Origin of the sequence: Actimicrobium sp. CCC2.4, from assembly GCF_034347385.1 — a bacterium.
GTDB lineage: Bacteria > Pseudomonadota > Gammaproteobacteria > Burkholderiales > Burkholderiaceae_D > Actimicrobium.
The window spans coordinates 666,668-682,298 of sequence record NZ_CP133777.1; the positions used below are offsets into that span (position 1 = coordinate 666,668).

General features: G+C 58.6%; 12 protein-coding genes, 1 pseudogene and 1 riboswitch. Of the genes and pseudogenes, 9 read left to right on the forward strand and 4 right to left on the reverse strand.

Annotated elements, in window-relative coordinates; all coding sequences use genetic code 11:
• The first annotated feature begins 239 nt into the window (after nt 1–239).
• Nucleotides 240–1,808, forward strand: a complete 1,569-nt coding sequence (locus tag RHM62_RS03160) for a hypothetical protein (protein WP_322124129.1) — start codon at nt 240–242, stop codon at nt 1,806–1,808.
• Nucleotides 1,809–1,811: 3 nt separating this feature from the next.
• Here RHM62_RS03160 and dapF read toward each other — a convergent pair whose 3' ends face one another.
• From dapF to RHM62_RS03175, 3 genes are read right to left on the reverse strand one after another with little or no spacing between them, the layout of a single operon-like run.
• Nucleotides 1,812–2,669 (reverse strand): diaminopimelate epimerase, encoded by an 858-nt coding sequence (gene dapF / locus RHM62_RS03165; protein WP_322124130.1) that lies wholly within the window; start codon nt 2,667–2,669, stop codon nt 1,812–1,814.
• Between the two features lie 7 nt (nt 2,670–2,676).
• Nucleotides 2,677–3,585, reverse strand: a complete 909-nt coding sequence (locus tag RHM62_RS03170) for a lipid A biosynthesis acyltransferase (protein WP_322124131.1) — start codon at nt 3,583–3,585, stop codon at nt 2,677–2,679.
• On the reverse strand, nt 3,582–4,436 hold the full coding sequence (locus RHM62_RS03175; RefSeq protein WP_322125302.1) for a lysophospholipid acyltransferase family protein: 855 nt from the start codon (nt 4,434–4,436) through the stop codon (nt 3,582–3,584). The genes RHM62_RS03170 and RHM62_RS03175 overlap by 4 nt, the downstream gene beginning before the upstream one ends.
• 180 nt (nt 4,437–4,616) lie before the next feature.
• On the opposite strand from RHM62_RS03175, the gene metK reads away from it, so the two are divergent.
• The 7 genes and pseudogenes from metK (at nt 4,617) to RHM62_RS03210 (ending at nt 13,010) form a co-directional block, all read left to right on the forward strand.
• Nucleotides 4,617–5,780, forward strand: a complete 1,164-nt coding sequence (gene metK, locus RHM62_RS03180; protein WP_322124132.1) for a methionine adenosyltransferase — start codon at nt 4,617–4,619, stop codon at nt 5,778–5,780.
• Between the two features lie 76 nt (nt 5,781–5,856).
• A pseudogene (locus tag RHM62_RS03185) lies at nt 5,857–6,423 on the forward strand (M14 family zinc carboxypeptidase); the annotation flags it as partial.
• A gap of 365 nt (nt 6,424–6,788) precedes the next feature.
• Nucleotides 6,789–6,875, forward strand: a riboswitch (S-adenosyl-L-homocysteine riboswitch).
• A 26-nt stretch (nt 6,876–6,901) separates the two neighbouring features.
• A complete protein-coding gene (ahcY, locus tag RHM62_RS03190; protein WP_322124133.1) occupies nt 6,902–8,341 on the forward strand; it encodes an adenosylhomocysteinase in 1,440 nt (479 codons plus the stop codon).
• Nucleotides 8,342–8,427: 86 nt separating this feature from the next.
• Entirely contained in the window at nt 8,428–8,772 is a 345-nt protein-coding gene (locus RHM62_RS03195) for a phage holin family protein (RefSeq protein ID WP_322124134.1), read from the forward strand.
• The gene (gene metF, locus RHM62_RS03200) at nt 8,769–9,620 is read left to right on the forward strand and encodes a methylenetetrahydrofolate reductase [NAD(P)H] (RefSeq protein ID WP_322124135.1); all 852 of its coding nucleotides are present in this window, start codon (nt 8,769–8,771) and stop codon (nt 9,618–9,620) included. Before RHM62_RS03195 ends, metF begins: the two co-directional genes overlap by 4 nt.
• Before the next feature lie 165 nt (nt 9,621–9,785).
• Nucleotides 9,786–10,589, forward strand: coding sequence for an alpha/beta hydrolase (locus RHM62_RS03205; RefSeq protein WP_322124136.1), 804 nt, complete (start codon nt 9,786–9,788; stop codon nt 10,587–10,589).
• The gene (locus tag RHM62_RS03210; RefSeq protein WP_322124137.1) at nt 10,590–13,010 is read left to right on the forward strand and encodes a bifunctional diguanylate cyclase/phosphodiesterase; all 2,421 of its coding nucleotides are present in this window, start codon (nt 10,590–10,592) and stop codon (nt 13,008–13,010) included.
• Here RHM62_RS03210 and RHM62_RS03215 read toward each other — a convergent pair.
• Nucleotides 13,007–13,618: a 5-formyltetrahydrofolate cyclo-ligase gene (locus RHM62_RS03215; protein ID WP_322124138.1), complete on the reverse strand. Its 612-nt coding sequence runs from the start codon at nt 13,616–13,618 to the stop codon at nt 13,007–13,009. The genes RHM62_RS03210 and RHM62_RS03215 overlap by 4 nt on opposite strands.
• 34 nt (nt 13,619–13,652) lie before the next feature.
• On the opposite strand from RHM62_RS03215, the gene RHM62_RS03220 reads away from it, so the two are divergent.
• Nucleotides 13,653–15,605 carry a lytic transglycosylase domain-containing protein gene (locus tag RHM62_RS03220; protein WP_322124139.1) on the forward strand — a complete coding sequence of 651 codons (1,953 nt, stop codon included), beginning with the start codon at nt 13,653–13,655 and terminating at the stop codon, nt 15,603–15,605.
• Nucleotides 15,606–15,631 lie beyond the last annotated feature (26 nt).

A 15,631-nucleotide genomic window follows, 5' to 3' on the forward strand; every position in this document is an offset into this window, starting at 1 on the left:
TGCGTGCTTGCCCGTCTTGGAGTTGCCGCTGTTGGATCCTTTGACAGAAACAAGATTGATAGGGCCGGAGCCTCGTCGTTACGCACGATTGGTCCTGTCAAATAGCCACATTAATTGTAATCAAATGAAACGGTAGGCGTGGTATTTCAGACAACATTGATTTTAATCACAGTCATTGGTCTGTTCGTGATGAATGCTCGTAACTAGGAATATAAATTCACCACAACCAAAAGTAAAAAATGGCAAATCGGGAAGAGTTACTGGTCATACGGGCCGCACGTGCCGGTCAGGCACCTGCGCAACTGGCGCTCGGTAAGCGGTATTTATTCGGCGGCGCAGGCTTGCCAAAAAGTATTGCTACCGCGCTGTATTGGCTGGATCGTGCAGCACATCAGCAGCAAGACGAAGCCTGGCTACTAATTGGTAGTCATATCCCGTTCGAGGCAGCCTCCCGCGCGGCGCAACCATCTTCACTGTGCGTTTGGTACGAGCGAGCCTTCGATTCGGGGGTTCTGCAGGCCGGACTTGTACTAGCCAAACTGGTACTCGCGCAAGCAGGCGATTGCACCAGTGATATTTTGCGCCGGAAAGCGTGGATGGCACTGGAAGCGGTGGCGCATGCCGGTTTCGGTGAGGCGCAGTGGCTCATGGCACAGTTGATCGGTCATGCCAACGGCTGCGACGGCACTGACCTGCGGGCACTTTCCAGTCATTCATTCCATTCATCAATCCTGAAAATGCCCGCCAGCGACACAGCAAAAAAATCAGTGCTGGAATGGACTGTGCGGGCCGCGGGTGGCGGTGTCACCCGAGCGCAACATGCACTCGCTGAACATGCGTGGCAAGCTGGAAATCATGATGATTTTTTGCAATGGGCATTGCCATTGGCGAGGCAGGCAGTGGCGCGGCGGCAGTCACGACACATGACGGACTCGCCGGAAGAACCAGTGATTGACGATACGTCATTGTTGGCCCGTTGTTCTGAAGTCCTCATGGCGCGAGGGAATGTAGATGCTGCTGAACTGGAGCGCTTTCTTGAAGTCGCTGCTAGCGGCGGGGATAGGCAGTCTTGCCTTGCGCTCGGACTATGGTTTGGCCGGATGGACGGCAACGGGACCCGGTTGACAGAAGTACGCGGTCTGGCAAATTACAAGAAGGCCTTGCGCTGGCTGGTTGCCGCTGGAGAGCAGGGGCTCGCGGAGGCGTGGTACGCAACATCCCGGATTTATTTGAAGCCCGAGTTTTCACAACGCAATTTGCTTGACTCCTATTACTACGTCCAGAAGGCTGCAGAGGCTGGTCACACAGTCGCCCAACTAGAGCTCGGCATAGCCGCATGGCGCGGTCGGCGCAACGATCAATCCAAGGACGTGGAAGCGGCTTTCTGGCTTCAAAAAGCGGCAGCACAAAGCAATCAGGAAGCACAGCAGCTGCTGGGGAAAATTGCCGATGTAGCGGAGCCAACGTTTTGGGCAGAAAGCGCGAGAAAAAAACTGGTGCACGACAGGAATCGCTCGGCACCGTTTTTGGTTGCGCGCCTGGAGCTCGCGGCAGTTTTCGGGCTGTCACGCGCCGAGGCATTGTTGCTCAATGTGAATGCCGCCGATTGCGGACATTGTTTGCTCATCGATATCCGGGACGCCCATCCCCGCAGCAAGCGACGCTTGATACTGATCCAATCGAGCGAACAGCGGCAGGTACTAGGGCGCATCGTGAGGCTATTCGAAGATGTCGACTGCAGTCTCAAAGGTCCCGAGGGAAATTACCGCCAGCGACTGTATCGACTTAGGATGCTGGCACCGGAGTAGTTCTTAGTCCGGTAACGTTATCTCGCCTTCGAAGACAGTAACTGCCGGTCCGCTTAGCATCACATGGGATGCGCCGCCTTCCCAGGCGATCGACAACTGGCCGCCCAGTGTTTCTACCCGCACCGGCGTATCGAGCTGTCCTCTGCGGATGCCTGCCACTGCTGCAGCGCAGGCACCCGTGCCACACGCCAGCGTTTCTCCTGCTCCCCGTTCAAAGACACGTAACCGGATCGCGTGCCGGTCGAGAATTTGCATGAAGCCGGCATTGATGCGATTGGGAAACCGGACATGGTGTTCGATGGCAGGGCCATCGAGTGCGAGGTCCGCCGTATCGACAGACTCAACGACCTGTACGGCATGCGGATTGCCCATCGATAGAACTGACATCATGATGGTGCGCTCATTGATTTGCAGCGGCCAGAGTGTTTCATCTGCATCCGCGATGCCCACGAGTCCGGTCGTATCGAATGGGACGCGTGCGGGGATGAACACCGGCGCGCCCATATCGACCGTAATGCTGCCGTCAGCCTCCAGCCTTGGCACGATAACGCCATTCATCGTGGCAACGCGGAGCACGGATTTTGCCGTTAATTTTTTTTCGGTCACGAACCGGACGAATGCCCGTGCACCGTTGCCACATTGCTCGACTTCACCGCCGTCGGCATTGAAAATCCGATATCTGAAATCGATATCGGTATTCTCGGAGGCTTCAACAACCAGGATTTGATCAGCACCGATACCGAAGCGGCGATCCGCCAGTTGCCGCCACTGCGCCGGTGTCAGCTTGATTGTCTGGTTGATCGCATCGATGACGATGAAGTCGTTGCCGGCGCCGTGCATTTTGGTAAATTTGATTTTCATTAGACGATTATAAGCTGGCCGGATCGGGCGTAATGGTGGGTGCGCCGGCATCCTCGTAGACGCTTGCCACACCAGACGGTCGGGTTTTAAAGCGTTTGTGCGTCCAGAAATATTCATCCGGAGTCTCGCGAACGCGCTCCTCAATGAAAGCATTCATCTTGCGGGTGGCGGCGATCATGTCATCGCCCGGATAGTTTTCCCAAGCAGGGTAAAACGTGACTTTCCAGCCGCGATAGTTCGGCAGGAATGTCGCAATCACCGGAATAACTTTTGCCCCGGTAGAGGCGGCAATGCGGGCTGGTGCGGTCAGCGTCGCAGCAGGTGTGCCAAAGAACGGGACGAACTCGGCGTCCCTTGCGCCAAAATCCATGTCTGGAAGCATGAAAAAAGGCAGGTGCTCGCGCATCGCCCTCAACACGGGCTTGATGCCTTCTCCGCGTGAAAACAGCTTGATCGGTCGAAATCGCGAACGGCCCTTACGTAGCGCGTCATCGAATACCTTGTTTTGCTGCCGTGTGTAAATCGAACATAGCGGCGACTCCAACAGGACGGCGACACCGGCCACATCGAGGCAGACGAAATGCGGACAAAGCAGAATGACAGGGCCGGCCGCGATCTGTTCGTGCGGAACGCCAGGTTCGACAACGATCAGTCTTTTCAGCCGTGCCTCGGAAGCCCACCAGAGCAGGCTGCGTTCCAGCACGGCACGCGCGTATCCCTGAAAATGTTTGAGGGCAATTCGATGGCGTTGCGGTTCAGTCAGTTCAGGCAGGCACAAGCGCAGATTGATCAGTGTGATGTGACGTCGCGATTTGACCGTGACAAACAGCAGAGTGCCGACGGCCGCGCCGAGTCGACCTAGTATTGGCAGCGGTAGCCAGTGCAGCAACCACATCAATCCCAACAATAACTTCATAGTCCGGTCTCCGGTGCGTCAGCAGGGAGGACGCCTTCCGGTGTCTTGTAGCGGTTGTAACTCCAGAGGTATTGGGCCGGCGAACGCGCGATCAGTTGCTCCATTGCCGTATTGATGGCCTGGGCCTGCTGCTGCGGGTCGTCGTCGAGGAATCCTTCGAAGGTCGAGAAACGAATCACGTAGCCTCGCCCTTGCGGCAAGCGTTCCGCGTAGGACAGCAGCAGTGGGGCACCCGTCATCTTGTGCAGTTTTGCGGGCAGCGTCATCGTGTACGCTTTCCTGCCGAAAAAATCCGCCCAGACGCCTTCGCCGTTTTGCGGCACCTGGTCGGGCAGCAGGCCGATGGCGCCGCCTGCCTTGAGTGCTTTAAGCAGCGTCCGTACGCCGCGTAAATTCGCCGGTGCAAGGATCAGGTTATGGCGTTGTCGCGCGCCTTCGATCAGGGGCTTCAGCATGCTCTTGCGTGGCGGTCGATACAGTGCCGTCAACGGCAGCCGGGCGGCGATCGCCTGGGCGATGATTTCAAAGCAGCCGAGGTGGGGAGTCAGGAAGATCACGCCGCGTCCCTGGTCCAGGGCAGCTTGCGCAATATGCCAGTTTTCTATGGTCGCTTTCGCGAGCACTTTGTCTTGCGGAGCGCACCAGATAAACGGCAGTTCGACAATATTTTTACCGGATTCGCGAATGGCTGCAGGCAAGTGTTCCGCATAGCCGGCGCGTTGAAGGTTGCCATTGAGCCGTGTCCTGTAGCCAGCGGAAAAGCGGTACACGAGCTGTCCCGTCAGCGCGCCAAGTGCCTGTAGCACCGACAACGGAAGATGGGAGAGCAAACGAAAAAAAGTAACCAGTATCAATGAGGGGAGTCCGGTGATTTTGCTGATTGATGCCAAGGGGCGTAAAATACCACGGACGTATTATCCGCCGGGTTAATAGACAACTTGCGAGGCGGCCTATAAATTTTGCTAAAGCGTCGCAGGCTCATTCGATTGGCCGCGACATGGTCACCGAAACTGCAATTACAGGAGCCTGCCATGGCACATGAATACCTCTTTACTTCCGAATCCGTATCGGAAGGCCATCCGGACAAAGTCGCCGATCAAATTTCCGATGCGATTCTGGATGCGATCCTCGAAGTCGACCCACAAGCACGCGTTGCCGCCGAAACCCTCTGCAATACCGGACTTGTAGTCCTCGCGGGTGAAATTACTACCCACGCCAACATCAATTACATCGACGTCGCGCGCGCCACCCTCAAGCGGATTGGTTATGACAATGCCGACTACGGCATCGACTACAAAAGCTGTGCGGTGATGGTCTGTTATGACAAACAGTCGCTCGATATCAAGCAAGGTGTTGACGAAGGTACGGGTACCGATCTTGACCAGGGTGCCGGTGACCAGGGTCTGATGTTCGGTTACGCGTGCGACGAAACGCCGGAACTGATGCCTGCTGCAATCTATTACGCTCACCGCATCGTCGAACGCCAGTCGCAATTACGCAAGGATGGCCGCTTGCCGTGGCTGCGTCCGGATGCCAAATCACAAGTCACGCTGCGCTATGTCGATGGCAAGCCGGTCGGTATTGATACCGTCGTCTTGTCGACCCAGCATGCGCCGGAGATGCAGCACAAGGACATCGAAGAAGCCGTCATCGAGATGATCATCAAACCAGTCGTGCCGCAGGAATGGCTGGACGGCACGCGCTATCTGGTCAATCCGACCGGCCGTTTTGTCATTGGCGGTCCGCAAGGTGATTGCGGTCTGACGGGTCGCAAAATCATCGTCGATACCTACGGCGGAGCGGCTCCGCATGGCGGCGGTGCATTTTCGGGCAAGGACCCGACTAAAGTGGATCGCTCTGCTGCTTATGCCGGGCGCTATGTGGCTAAAAATATCGTTGCCGCCGGCCTGGCATCGCGTTGCCAGATCCAGGTGTCGTATGCCATCGGTATCGCCAAACCGACGTCGGTGATGGTGACCACGTTTGGAACGGGCAAAATTAGCGACGAAAAGCTGGCTGAACTGGTCCGGGAGCACTTCGACCTGCGTCCGAAAGGCATCGTGCAGATGCTCGATCTGTTACGGCCGATCTATCTGAAGACGGCAGCCTACGGCCACTTTGGCCGGGAAGAGCCGGAATTCAGCTGGGAGCGGACCGATCGTGCGGCGGCGCTGCGCGCCTCGGCGGGTTTCTAGGCATGGGGTCAGGGGCGATGTGGGGGCGTCCGTGCGCAAAGTAGCATGCCAGCGGATCGGGCTTGCAGGCATGTTGATGTGCTTCGTTGCCCTGTCGTCTGCTGCTTCTGTTTCTTCGTCTGTTGCTAGCCAGGCGACCTGGTGCAAACGGCTGGCTGCACGGTTGCCGGAAGTATCAGCGTCTGCGTGTCAGGCCAGCAACCTGCAACCCTCGGGTGGTGTCTCCACCAACGGTTTTCCTATCCTGTCGCGGCAAATTGCGTCCCCTGACCGGGATGGCCGCAAGCCATTGCGGGTCATGTTGCTAGGAGGAATACACGGTGACGAATTGACGGCCTCGTCGGTCGTGTTCAAGTGGCTGCAGCAGGCGCAGATACCGTTGGCCCGTGATTTTGCCTGGTATGTGGTGCCGGTACTCAATCCGGATGGTTTGCTGGCCGCCAAGCCCAGTCGTGTCAACGCCCGCGGTGTTGACCTCAATCGCAATTTCCCGACACCGGGCTGGCAAGAGGAGGCACCACGGTATTGGTCCAAGGCCACTGCCAGCGATCCGCGCCGCTTTCCTGGAAAAGGGCCCTTGTCCGAACCGGAAACCCGCTGGCTGAAGGCCGAAATTGATCGCTTCAAGCCCAATGTCATCGTCTCGGTGCATGCCCCGTTCGGGGTACTCGACTTCGACGGTCCCGCACCGGTGCCGGAGCGATTCGGCCGGCTGCAATTCAACCGGGTGGGCGTCTATCCGGGTTCGCTGGGCAATTACAGCGGCTTGCACCGGAATATTCCTGTCATCACGATCGAATTGCCGAATGCCCAGGCGATGCCCCCTGCAAAAGAGGTCGATCGCATCTGGGTGGATATGCTGACCTGGATCACGCTGAATGTGCACCGCCCCAAAGAGCCGATATCAGCCCCGAAAGCCGGCACGCGGGTCGCAACGGGTGCAGACAAAGCGCCAAGTAGAAATTTATTCCGAGCAACGAAACATTTTTTTAACTACGTTATAATCCGGTCTCCAAGGAGCGTTGCAGCCGGACTTGCGTCAGCAAGCCGGGTCAGGCTTGGAGGCACCATCCCCAGCAACTGCGCTCACGTTTCTTTTTTTCTAACGAAAGGAGGGCGTGATGAACGCCGCAGTTTTAAACTCTCAAGTCTCCGCATTCAAGGATTATTTCGTCGCCGACCTCAGTCTTGCTGAGTGGGGCCGCAAGGAAATCCGCATCGCCGAAACCGAAATGCCCGGCCTGATGGCCATCCGCAAGGAATTTGCGGCTGCACAGCCACTCAAGGGTGCACGCATTACCGGTTCCATCCACATGACCATCCAGACCGCTGTGTTGATCCAGACGCTGGAAGCGCTCGGTGCGCAGGTGCGCTGGGCCTCATGCAACATCTATTCGACGCAGGATCATGCCGCCGCCGCCATCGCTGCCGATGGCACGCCGGTATTTGCGTTCAAGGGCGAATCGCTCGACGAATACTGGGAATTCACCCACCGTATTTTCGAGTGGCCAGCCAACGCTGATGGCGAACAGCATGCCAACATGATTCTCGATGACGGTGGCGATGCTACTTTGCTGCTGCATCTGGGCACCCGTGCCGAGCAAGATGCGTCAGTGCTGGACAACCCGACCTCGGAAGAAGAAGTCTGCCTGTATGCATCGATCAAGAAACGTCTGGCCTCGCATCAAGGCTGGTATTCGACGCGTCTGGCGCAAGTCAAGGGCGTGACCGAAGAAACTACGACCGGTGTTCACCGGTTGTACCAGATGTTCAAGGATGGCAAGTTGGCATTCCCGGCAATCAACGTCAATGATTCCGTCACCAAAGCGAAGTTCGACAACCTGTACGGTTGCCGTGAATCGCTGGTCGATGGCATCAAGCGCGCTACCGATGTGATGATCGCCGGCAAGGTCGCCGTGGTGGCCGGCTACGGTGATGTGGGCAAGGGTTCGGCGCAGGCATTGCGGGCGTTGTCGGCCCAGGTCTGGGTCACTGAAATCGATCCGATCTGCGCATTGCAGGCCGCGATGGAAGGGTATCGCGTCGTCACGATGGACTATGCGGCAGAGCATGCCGACATCTTCGTCACGGCGACCGGTAACTATCACGTGATCACGCACGAGCACATGGCAAAAATGAAGGACCAGGCCATCGTCTGCAACATCGGCCACTTCGACAATGAAATCGAAGTCGCTGCCTTGAAGCAGTACACCTGGGAAAACATCAAGCCGCAGGTCGATCACGTGATCTTCCCGAACGGCAAGCGCATCATCCTGCTGGCCGAAGGTCGTCTGGTCAATCTGGGTTGCGGCACCGGTCATCCGTCCTACGTGATGAGTTCGTCGTTCGCCAACCAGGTCATTGCGCAGATGGAGCTGTTTTGCAATACTGATCAGTACCCGGTCGGTGTCTACACCTTGCCCAAGCATCTCGACGAAAAAGTCGCCCGCTTGCAGTTGCAGAAACTGAATGCCCAACTGACCGAACTGACGCTCGAGCAAGCCAACTACATCGGCGTGCAACAGGTCGGTCCGTACAAGCCGGAACAATACCGCTACTGATCCATCCCGGCTTCGTGCCAACTACCGCTTCGAGACGGCCTTCCGGCCGGAGCGAAGCGGTTTTTTCACTTCAACACGGAATTTTCATGCGCCTGCTCATTACCTGGTTCATCAACGCTGCTGCGTTGTTCGCGCTGCCCTATCTGATGCATTCGGTCAGTGTCGACAGCATCGGCACTGCCTTGATCGCTGCGCTGGTGCTGGGTCTGGTCAATACCCTGATCCGCCCGCTGCTGCTGCTGCTGACCTTGCCGGTGACTTTTCTTACTCTCGGTCTGTTCATCTTCGTCATCAATGGTCTGATGTTCTGGGGTGTCGCACAGATAATTGGTGGTTTCCATGTTGCAGGTTTTGGCTCGGCCATTCTGGCTGCGGTTGTCTACAGCATCATTTCGTGGGCCTTGTCTTCTTTGATACTTGATAAAAAATGACCTCTCCTGATTTCAGCATCGAATTTTTCCCGCCCAAGACTGCCGAGGGTACCGATAAGCTGCGTGCGACGCGTGCCCGGATGGCGGTCCTCAACCCGAAGTATTTTTCGGTGACGTTTGGCGCCGGCGGCAGTACCCAGCAAGGCACGCTCGATACCGTGCTCGACATTCGCAGTGAAGGCCATCAGGCGGCGCCACATATTTCCTGCCTGGGCAGTTCGCGCGCGCGCCTGCGTGACATCCTGGCGGAATACCGGTCCCACGGCATCCAGCGGCTGGTCGCGCTGCGGGGTGATTTGCCCAGCGGGTACGGTGCGATGGATGCAGCCTCCGGCGAATTCCGCTTTGCCAACGAGCTGGTTGAATTCATCCGCGCCGAATCCGGCGACTGGTTTCATGTCGAAGTGGGTGCCTACCCGGAAATGCATCCCCAGGCGCGCTCGCCCTCGGATGACATGCAGCATTTCGTGCGCAAGGTGCAAGCCGGTGCCGATGCGGCAATCACTCAGTATTTCTACAATGCCGATGCGTACTTCCGTTTCGTTGACAGTGCCCGCAAGCACGGCGTGCAAGTGCCGATTGTCGCCGGCGTGATGCCGATTACAAATTACACGCAGCTGATGCGGTTCTCGGATATGTGCGGTGCCGAGATCCCGCGCTGGATACGGCTGGCGCTGGCCAGTTACGGCGACGACAGCGAATCGATCCGTGCATTCGGTCTCGATGTTGTCACGGCCATGTGCGAGCGCTTGCTGGCAGGCGGCGCGCCCGGCCTGCATTTTTATTCGCTCAACCAGGCGGGGCCAACGATGGCGATTTGCCAGCGACTTGATGCTTCACTGGTCTGATTGTTCCGGTTGGTAACAAAAACTGCAAACTAAAAGTAATGATATGAATTGAGTTTCGATGGTTGCGCTTGGCGTAACAGGTCGCTACCCTAGATCTGCTGCCAGCGCTTCCGACTCCGGAGGCCGCGGCGGGTGTGGTCATCGACCCGCCGGTAAAGGGCCTTCATGTCTATCATCAGTAGAAATAATGTCCGGATCAGTGGACACGGACAGCAGCCGATCATCTTTGCGCATGGCTTTGGTTGCGACCAGGTCATGTGGCGCTTTGTCAGTCCGGCCTTCGAACCGGATTATCAGGTCGTGCTGTTCGATTACGTCGGTGCCGGCCACTCCGATCCCGATGCGTATGACCCGCAACGCTATGCCACGCTGGATGGGTACGCGCTCGACCTGGTTGATATTTGCGAAGCACTTGACCTCAATGACGTGATCCTCGTCGGGCACTCGGTCAGCAGCATGATTTGCCTGCTCGCAGCGAAAGCGATGCCCGGGCGGATTGCCCGGCTGGTCATGATTTGCCCGTCGCCACGCTACCTCAATGATCCACCCGATTACCACGGCGGTTTCGAGCGGGCCGATATCGAAGGGCTGATCGACATGATGGAACGCAACCAGACCGGCTGGACCAGCCAGCTGTCGGTCATGGTGGCCGGCAATCCTGATCGTCCCGAACTGGCCGATGAACTGGATGCCAATTTTTGTGCAATGGATCCGCTGATCGCGCGTCGCTTTGCCGCAGCAACGTTCCTGGCCGATAACCGCAGCGATCTGGCCGATGTGCGCCAGCCTGTCGGGATCCTGCAATGCAGCCACGATATCATCGCGCCTGTAGCCGTTGGCGAGTACATGCATCGCCAGCTTCCGGGCAGTATTTTGGAGCGAATAAACGCGTTCGGGCATTGTCCCCAGCTCAGTCATCCGCAAGAAACCATTGCGATGATCCGTGATTACCTGCAGCGTGCCGCCTGAGTGGAGCAGCTCGCTGACATCACGAACACGCTGGATGGATTTGATATCCAGCGGGCACCGTGCGGCGTGTTCCTGTTCGATGAGTCGCTCCTGCTGCGTTCCGGTAACCAGACGCTGGCCGACATGCTGGGCGTCGACAGGAATGCCCTGGTGGGCATGCCGCTAGACCAGTTATGGTCGCCCGCCATGCGGCTGGGATTCCACATACGCGTCATGGCGCTGTTACACCTGCAAGGCTATGTTGAAGAAATCGCCTTGATCATGCGCGCTGCCGACGGCAGCGAGATCCCGGTGCTGCTCAATGCCGTGCGCCGGCTGCATGGCGGAATCGGCATCACGGAGTGTGTGGTCATCCGGATGCGGGAGCGCAAGCGTCTCGAAGACGAGTTGTTCCGCGTGAAAAAAGCCACCGAGCAAATGCCGGGTGCGATTTACCAGTTTGTCCTTGATGCTGATGGCAGGTCGCGTTTTCCGTATGCCAGCGAAGGCATCCGGGAGCTGTACGAAGTCAGTCCGATGCAGCTGCGGCGGGATGCCGGTCTGGTGTTTCAGCGTATTCATCCGGATGATCTCGACGAGGTTAATCACAGTGTCCGGATATCGGCGCTAGCGCTCAGTCCCTGGAATCAGCAATACCGCGTCAACTTGCCGCGGCAAGGGCTGCGCTGGCTGGAGGGCCGTGCCATTCCCGAGGCGCGTGCCGATGACAGCGTACTGTGGCATGGTTATCTGGTCGATATCACTGAGCGCAAGGCACTGGAAATCGTGCAGGCCATCGAGCATGAACGTACTCGCGTCACCCTGCGCTCGATCGGGGATGCGGTGATTACGACGGACCGGTTTGGCCTGGTCGAGTATCTCAACCCGGTGGCCGAGTCACTGACGGGCTGGGGTTGCATTGAAGCGATCGGCCTGCCGGTCGATCAGGTGTTTTGTATCGTGCATCAGCACAGCCGTGCGGTAGCCGGTAACCCGGTTGCGCGCTGCCTGGCAGAGGGCGCGATCACGGGTGCCACACCCGATGCGCTCCTGATTGCCCGGCAGGGTGCCGAATACGCCGTCGAAGACTCCGCAGCGCCGATATTTGGCGCGGACCGGCTGGTCAGCGGCGCGGTGATGGTATTTCGCGATGTGACGCCTCAGCGCAAGTTGCATCAGGAAGCCGAGCACCGTTCCCGTCACGATCATCTGACCGGTCTGCCGAACCGGCGCGAATTCGAGCACTTGCTGGAGCAGCTGTTTGTGTCCGCCCGTACCGAAGACGTCGAGCACGCACTCTGTTTTATTGATCTTGATCGCTTCAAGGCAGTCAACGACAGTTGTGGTCATGCTGCCGGAGACGTGCTGCTGAAAAAAGTAGCGGATCTGCTGCGGCAGTGCGTACGTGCCACCGACAAGGTGGCGCGGTTGGGCGGGGATGAATTCGCCGTGCTGCTGCAAAAGTGCGATCTGACAACCGCACGGCGGATCGCGCAGGACATCTGTGATCGCATGGCCGCTATGCGCTTTCTGTTCGATGGCAAGCAATTCGATGTCGGCGCCAGCATTGGCGTGGTCTTGCTCGATGGCAGTTGGAGCAGTATCAGCCAAGCGCAGCAGGCCGCTGACCAGGCCTGTTTTGCGGCCAAGGCAGCAGGACGGGGGCAGGTCCATATTGGCGCCGGATCCGGCCAGCCGGGAGCTGCACCAGAGGCACCAATGCCGTGGAGCATCGTGCTGCAACAGGCGCTCGATAACGATCGCTTTGTGCTGTTTGCCCAGCCGGTCGTGGCGCTCGGTGAAGGCGGCGGCCGGCATGTTGAAGTCCTGTTGCGCCTGAAAGATGACAGCGACGGACTGATACTCCCGGGTGCTTATTTGCCGGCGGCAGAACGTTGCGGCCTCGCCGTGCGTATCGACCGGTGGGTGCTGGCACAGACCTGCCAGTGGCTTGGCAGTGCGTCAGGACAGGCTGTCGAGAGCGTGGCGATCAATATTTCCGGTGCTTCGGTCGTCGATCCCGCCTTTCATCAGTTCGTCGGCGAGACACTGAACCGCATGCCGGTCGCCAAGCTGTTTTTCGAGATTTCCGAATCGGTGGCAATTGAGCATCCGATCCAGTCGCAGGTCTTTTTTGAGGTGATGCATCGCATCGGCGCGCAGGTTGGTCTGGATGATGTCGGCCGCGGCCTGACGTCGATGGCGTATCTCAAGCGCCTGCAGGTGGATTATCTGAAGATCGATGGCCAGATCGTTACTAGCATGGCCACCGATGCGGTCAATGGCGCGATGGTGCGCAGCATCAACGAAATTGGCCATTTGCTGGGCATACGCACGGTCGCCGAAGGAGTCGAGAGTGAGGCTGTCCTGCAGATGCTGCGCGTGATGGGCGTCGATTATGCGCAGGGCTATCACAGCGGCAAGCCGAAGCCGATTGGCTAAGCGCTGTCGTCGATCCCGTTTTCGGTGATCAGCGCCTGCAGCCGGATATCGTGCGGCGCGGCAGCAAATTCGGTCCTTGCACAATCGAAGGCAATGCCGATGGCCGGGACTGACCGCAGCAGCGCCAGCGTGCGGTCATACATGCCGCCGCCGTAACCGAGCCGGTAGCGCTGCGCACTGATTCCCACGCACGGGATCAGGATGGCATCCGGCATCAGCAGGCGTTGCGGTGCAGCCGGAACCGGTACGCCGAAGGTATCCGGGGTCATTGGCTGCCCGGGTGTCCACGCCGCGAACGTCAGCGGCGTTGCGGGCCCGGATACGATAGGCAAGGCCAGTTGCACGCCGCGCATGACCAGTTGCCGGTAGGCTGCGGCCAGATCCGGTTCGCCGCGGATCGGCCAGTACACGGCCAGCGTCGCTGTGCCACTGCCGGCCTGCCAATCCAGCAGGTGCCGGCCGATGGACTCGCAGGCAGCATCGCGCGTAGCGCCCGTCAGCGCCTTGCGCAAGCCCAGCAACTGCCGGCGCAGGACCGTTTTATCCCGTGTAAGGTCCGCGCCGGAGCAGCTGCCCCCCCATGCTATGCTTGGATCCGTTCGTTTCATGGCAAGTCAAATTCGTCAGTGAGGTTGCAGAGGTATGTTTCAATTGAAATGGATCACCGGCGTGGTGTTCGCCGTGGCGTCAATCACGCTCATTGCTCCGGTAGCACAGGCCAAAAGCCGCGTGGCCAGTTTTGTCAACGATGACGATATTTTTATGGCACTGCGCGATGCCGCCCGCAAGGACGATGCTGCCAAAGCCGCCGAGCTGGCCGACCGCCTGCCTGATTATGCCATCCCTTCCTACGTCGATTATTACCGCCTGAAGCCACGCCTGCAGCAGGCGTCCTCGTCGGAAATCCGCGAATACCTGCGCCGCTACAACGGCAGTGCGATCGCCGACCGTTTGCGCAATGACTGGTTGCTGATCCTTGGCCAGCGACGTGATTTCGTCACGTTTGACGAACAATACCCGCTGTTCGCCCTCGACGATGACCTGCAACTGAAATGTTATTCATTGCTGTCGCGCGCGACCCGTGGCGAGCAGGTGGCGGTGGCTGCACGGGCCTTGCTGGTGTCGCCCAAGGATTACGGCGAAGCCTGTTCGACGCTCATCACCACGCTAGCAGGGGCCGGGCAGTTCACCCCCGATGATCTGTGGTGGCAGTTACGCGCGGCCGGTGAAACCAGTCAGGTCAGCGCGGCCCGCCGCCTGGCTCCATTGTTGTCGGCAAGCGATGCCCAGATCGTCCAGTCCATCGAAAAAGCACCACTGGTCCTAGCACGCGGCGTCGGCAATTCGGCGCTGACGCATCAGTTATTCATCGTTGCGCTGGGCCGCGTGTCACGGACCAGTCCCGAGCAGGCGGCCAGCGCCTTGAGCAACGTCGAGTCACAACTGAGCCCGGGCGAGCGTGCGCTGGGCTGGTCGCAGATTGCCTTGCAGGCTTCGCTCAAGCTGATGCCGGAAGCCACCACGCTCTACTGGAGCCGCACCGATGGCGCGCCATTGACCAGCGATGGCTACCAGTGGCGCGCGCGCATGGCTTTGCGCAATGGTGACTGGACACTGATCCGCCGCGCCATCGAGGCGATGCCCCCCGACTTGCGTGACGACGGCACCTGGATTTACTGGCGTGCCCGTGCGCTGGGTGCCAGCGGTGATGTCACCGAGGCGCAGAAGCTCTTCAAGTCAATTGCCGACCAGACCAACTTCTATGGCCAGCTGGCGCTCGAAGACCTGGGCCAGAAAATCAGTATCCCGATCCCTGGCGCACCCTTGACCGCACAGGAAATCGCACCGCTGGCAGCCAACCCGGGCCTGCGCCGTGCGCTCAAATTCTTCGACATGAACTTACGCTTTGAAGCGGTGCGCGAGTGGAACTGGGAATTGCGCAGCCTGAGCGAGCGCGAACATCTGGCCGCCGCCGAATTCGCGCGCCAGAACAACGTGCTCGACCGGATGGTCAACACCTCCGACCGGACCAGGTCGGAACGCGATTTCAACCAGCGCTTCCCGTCGCCATTTCGCGATTTCATGGTCACCAGTACCAACGCGCTGGGTCTGGACATGGCCTGGGTCTATGGATTGATCCGGCAGGAGTCGCGCTTCATCATGAATGCCCGCTCGCATGTTGGTGCCTCGGGGCTGATGCAATTGATGCCGGCAACGGCGCGCTATGTCGCCAAAAAAATCGGCATGACCAGCTTCGATCCGGACCAGGTCAATGAGGTCAGCACCAATATTGCACTGGGTACCAACTACCTCAACATGGTACTGGGCGATCTCGACGGATCGCAGGCCATGGCCACCGCTGCCTATAATGCCGGCCCGGGCCGCCCGCGCAGCTGGCGATCCTCGCTGACACGCCAGGTCGAAGGTGCGGTATTCGCCGAATCGATCCCGTTCGCCGAAACGCGGGGCTACGTCAAAAACGTGCTATCCAACGCGACGTATTATGCGGCCCTGTTCGACGGCAAACCGCAATCGCTGAAAGCCCGGCTCGGCATGATCGCCCCCAAGGGTTTCGTGGCTTCCGAGCTGCCTTGACAAACATTTTTGATTCTCTGAAAACG

What these genes read in the sequence shown, in the direction of transcription:
- metF (WP_322124135.1), top strand. Translation starts at nt 8,769, where the DNA reads ATGACCTCTCCTGATTTCAGCATCGAATTTTTCCCGCCCAAGACTGCC.
- RHM62_RS03205 (WP_322124136.1), top strand. Translation starts at nt 9,786, where the DNA reads ATGTCTATCATCAGTAGAAATAATGTCCGGATCAGTGGACACGGACAG.
- RHM62_RS03170 (WP_322124131.1), bottom strand. Translation starts at nt 3,585, where the DNA reads ATGAAGTTATTGTTGGGATTGATGTGGTTGCTGCACTGGCTACCGCTG.
- metK (WP_322124132.1), top strand. Translation starts at nt 4,617, where the DNA reads ATGGCACATGAATACCTCTTTACTTCCGAATCCGTATCGGAAGGCCAT.
- dapF (WP_322124130.1), bottom strand. Translation starts at nt 2,669, where the DNA reads ATGAAAATCAAATTTACCAAAATGCACGGCGCCGGCAACGACTTCATC.
- RHM62_RS03220 (WP_322124139.1), top strand. Translation starts at nt 13,653, where the DNA reads ATGTTTCAATTGAAATGGATCACCGGCGTGGTGTTCGCCGTGGCGTCA.
- RHM62_RS03195 (WP_322124134.1), top strand. Translation starts at nt 8,428, where the DNA reads ATGCGCCTGCTCATTACCTGGTTCATCAACGCTGCTGCGTTGTTCGCG.
- RHM62_RS03215 (WP_322124138.1), bottom strand. Translation starts at nt 13,618, where the DNA reads ATGAAACGAACGGATCCAAGCATAGCATGGGGGGGCAGCTGCTCCGGC.
- RHM62_RS03160 (WP_322124129.1), top strand. Translation starts at nt 240, where the DNA reads ATGGCAAATCGGGAAGAGTTACTGGTCATACGGGCCGCACGTGCCGGT.
- ahcY (WP_322124133.1), top strand. Translation starts at nt 6,902, where the DNA reads ATGAACGCCGCAGTTTTAAACTCTCAAGTCTCCGCATTCAAGGATTAT.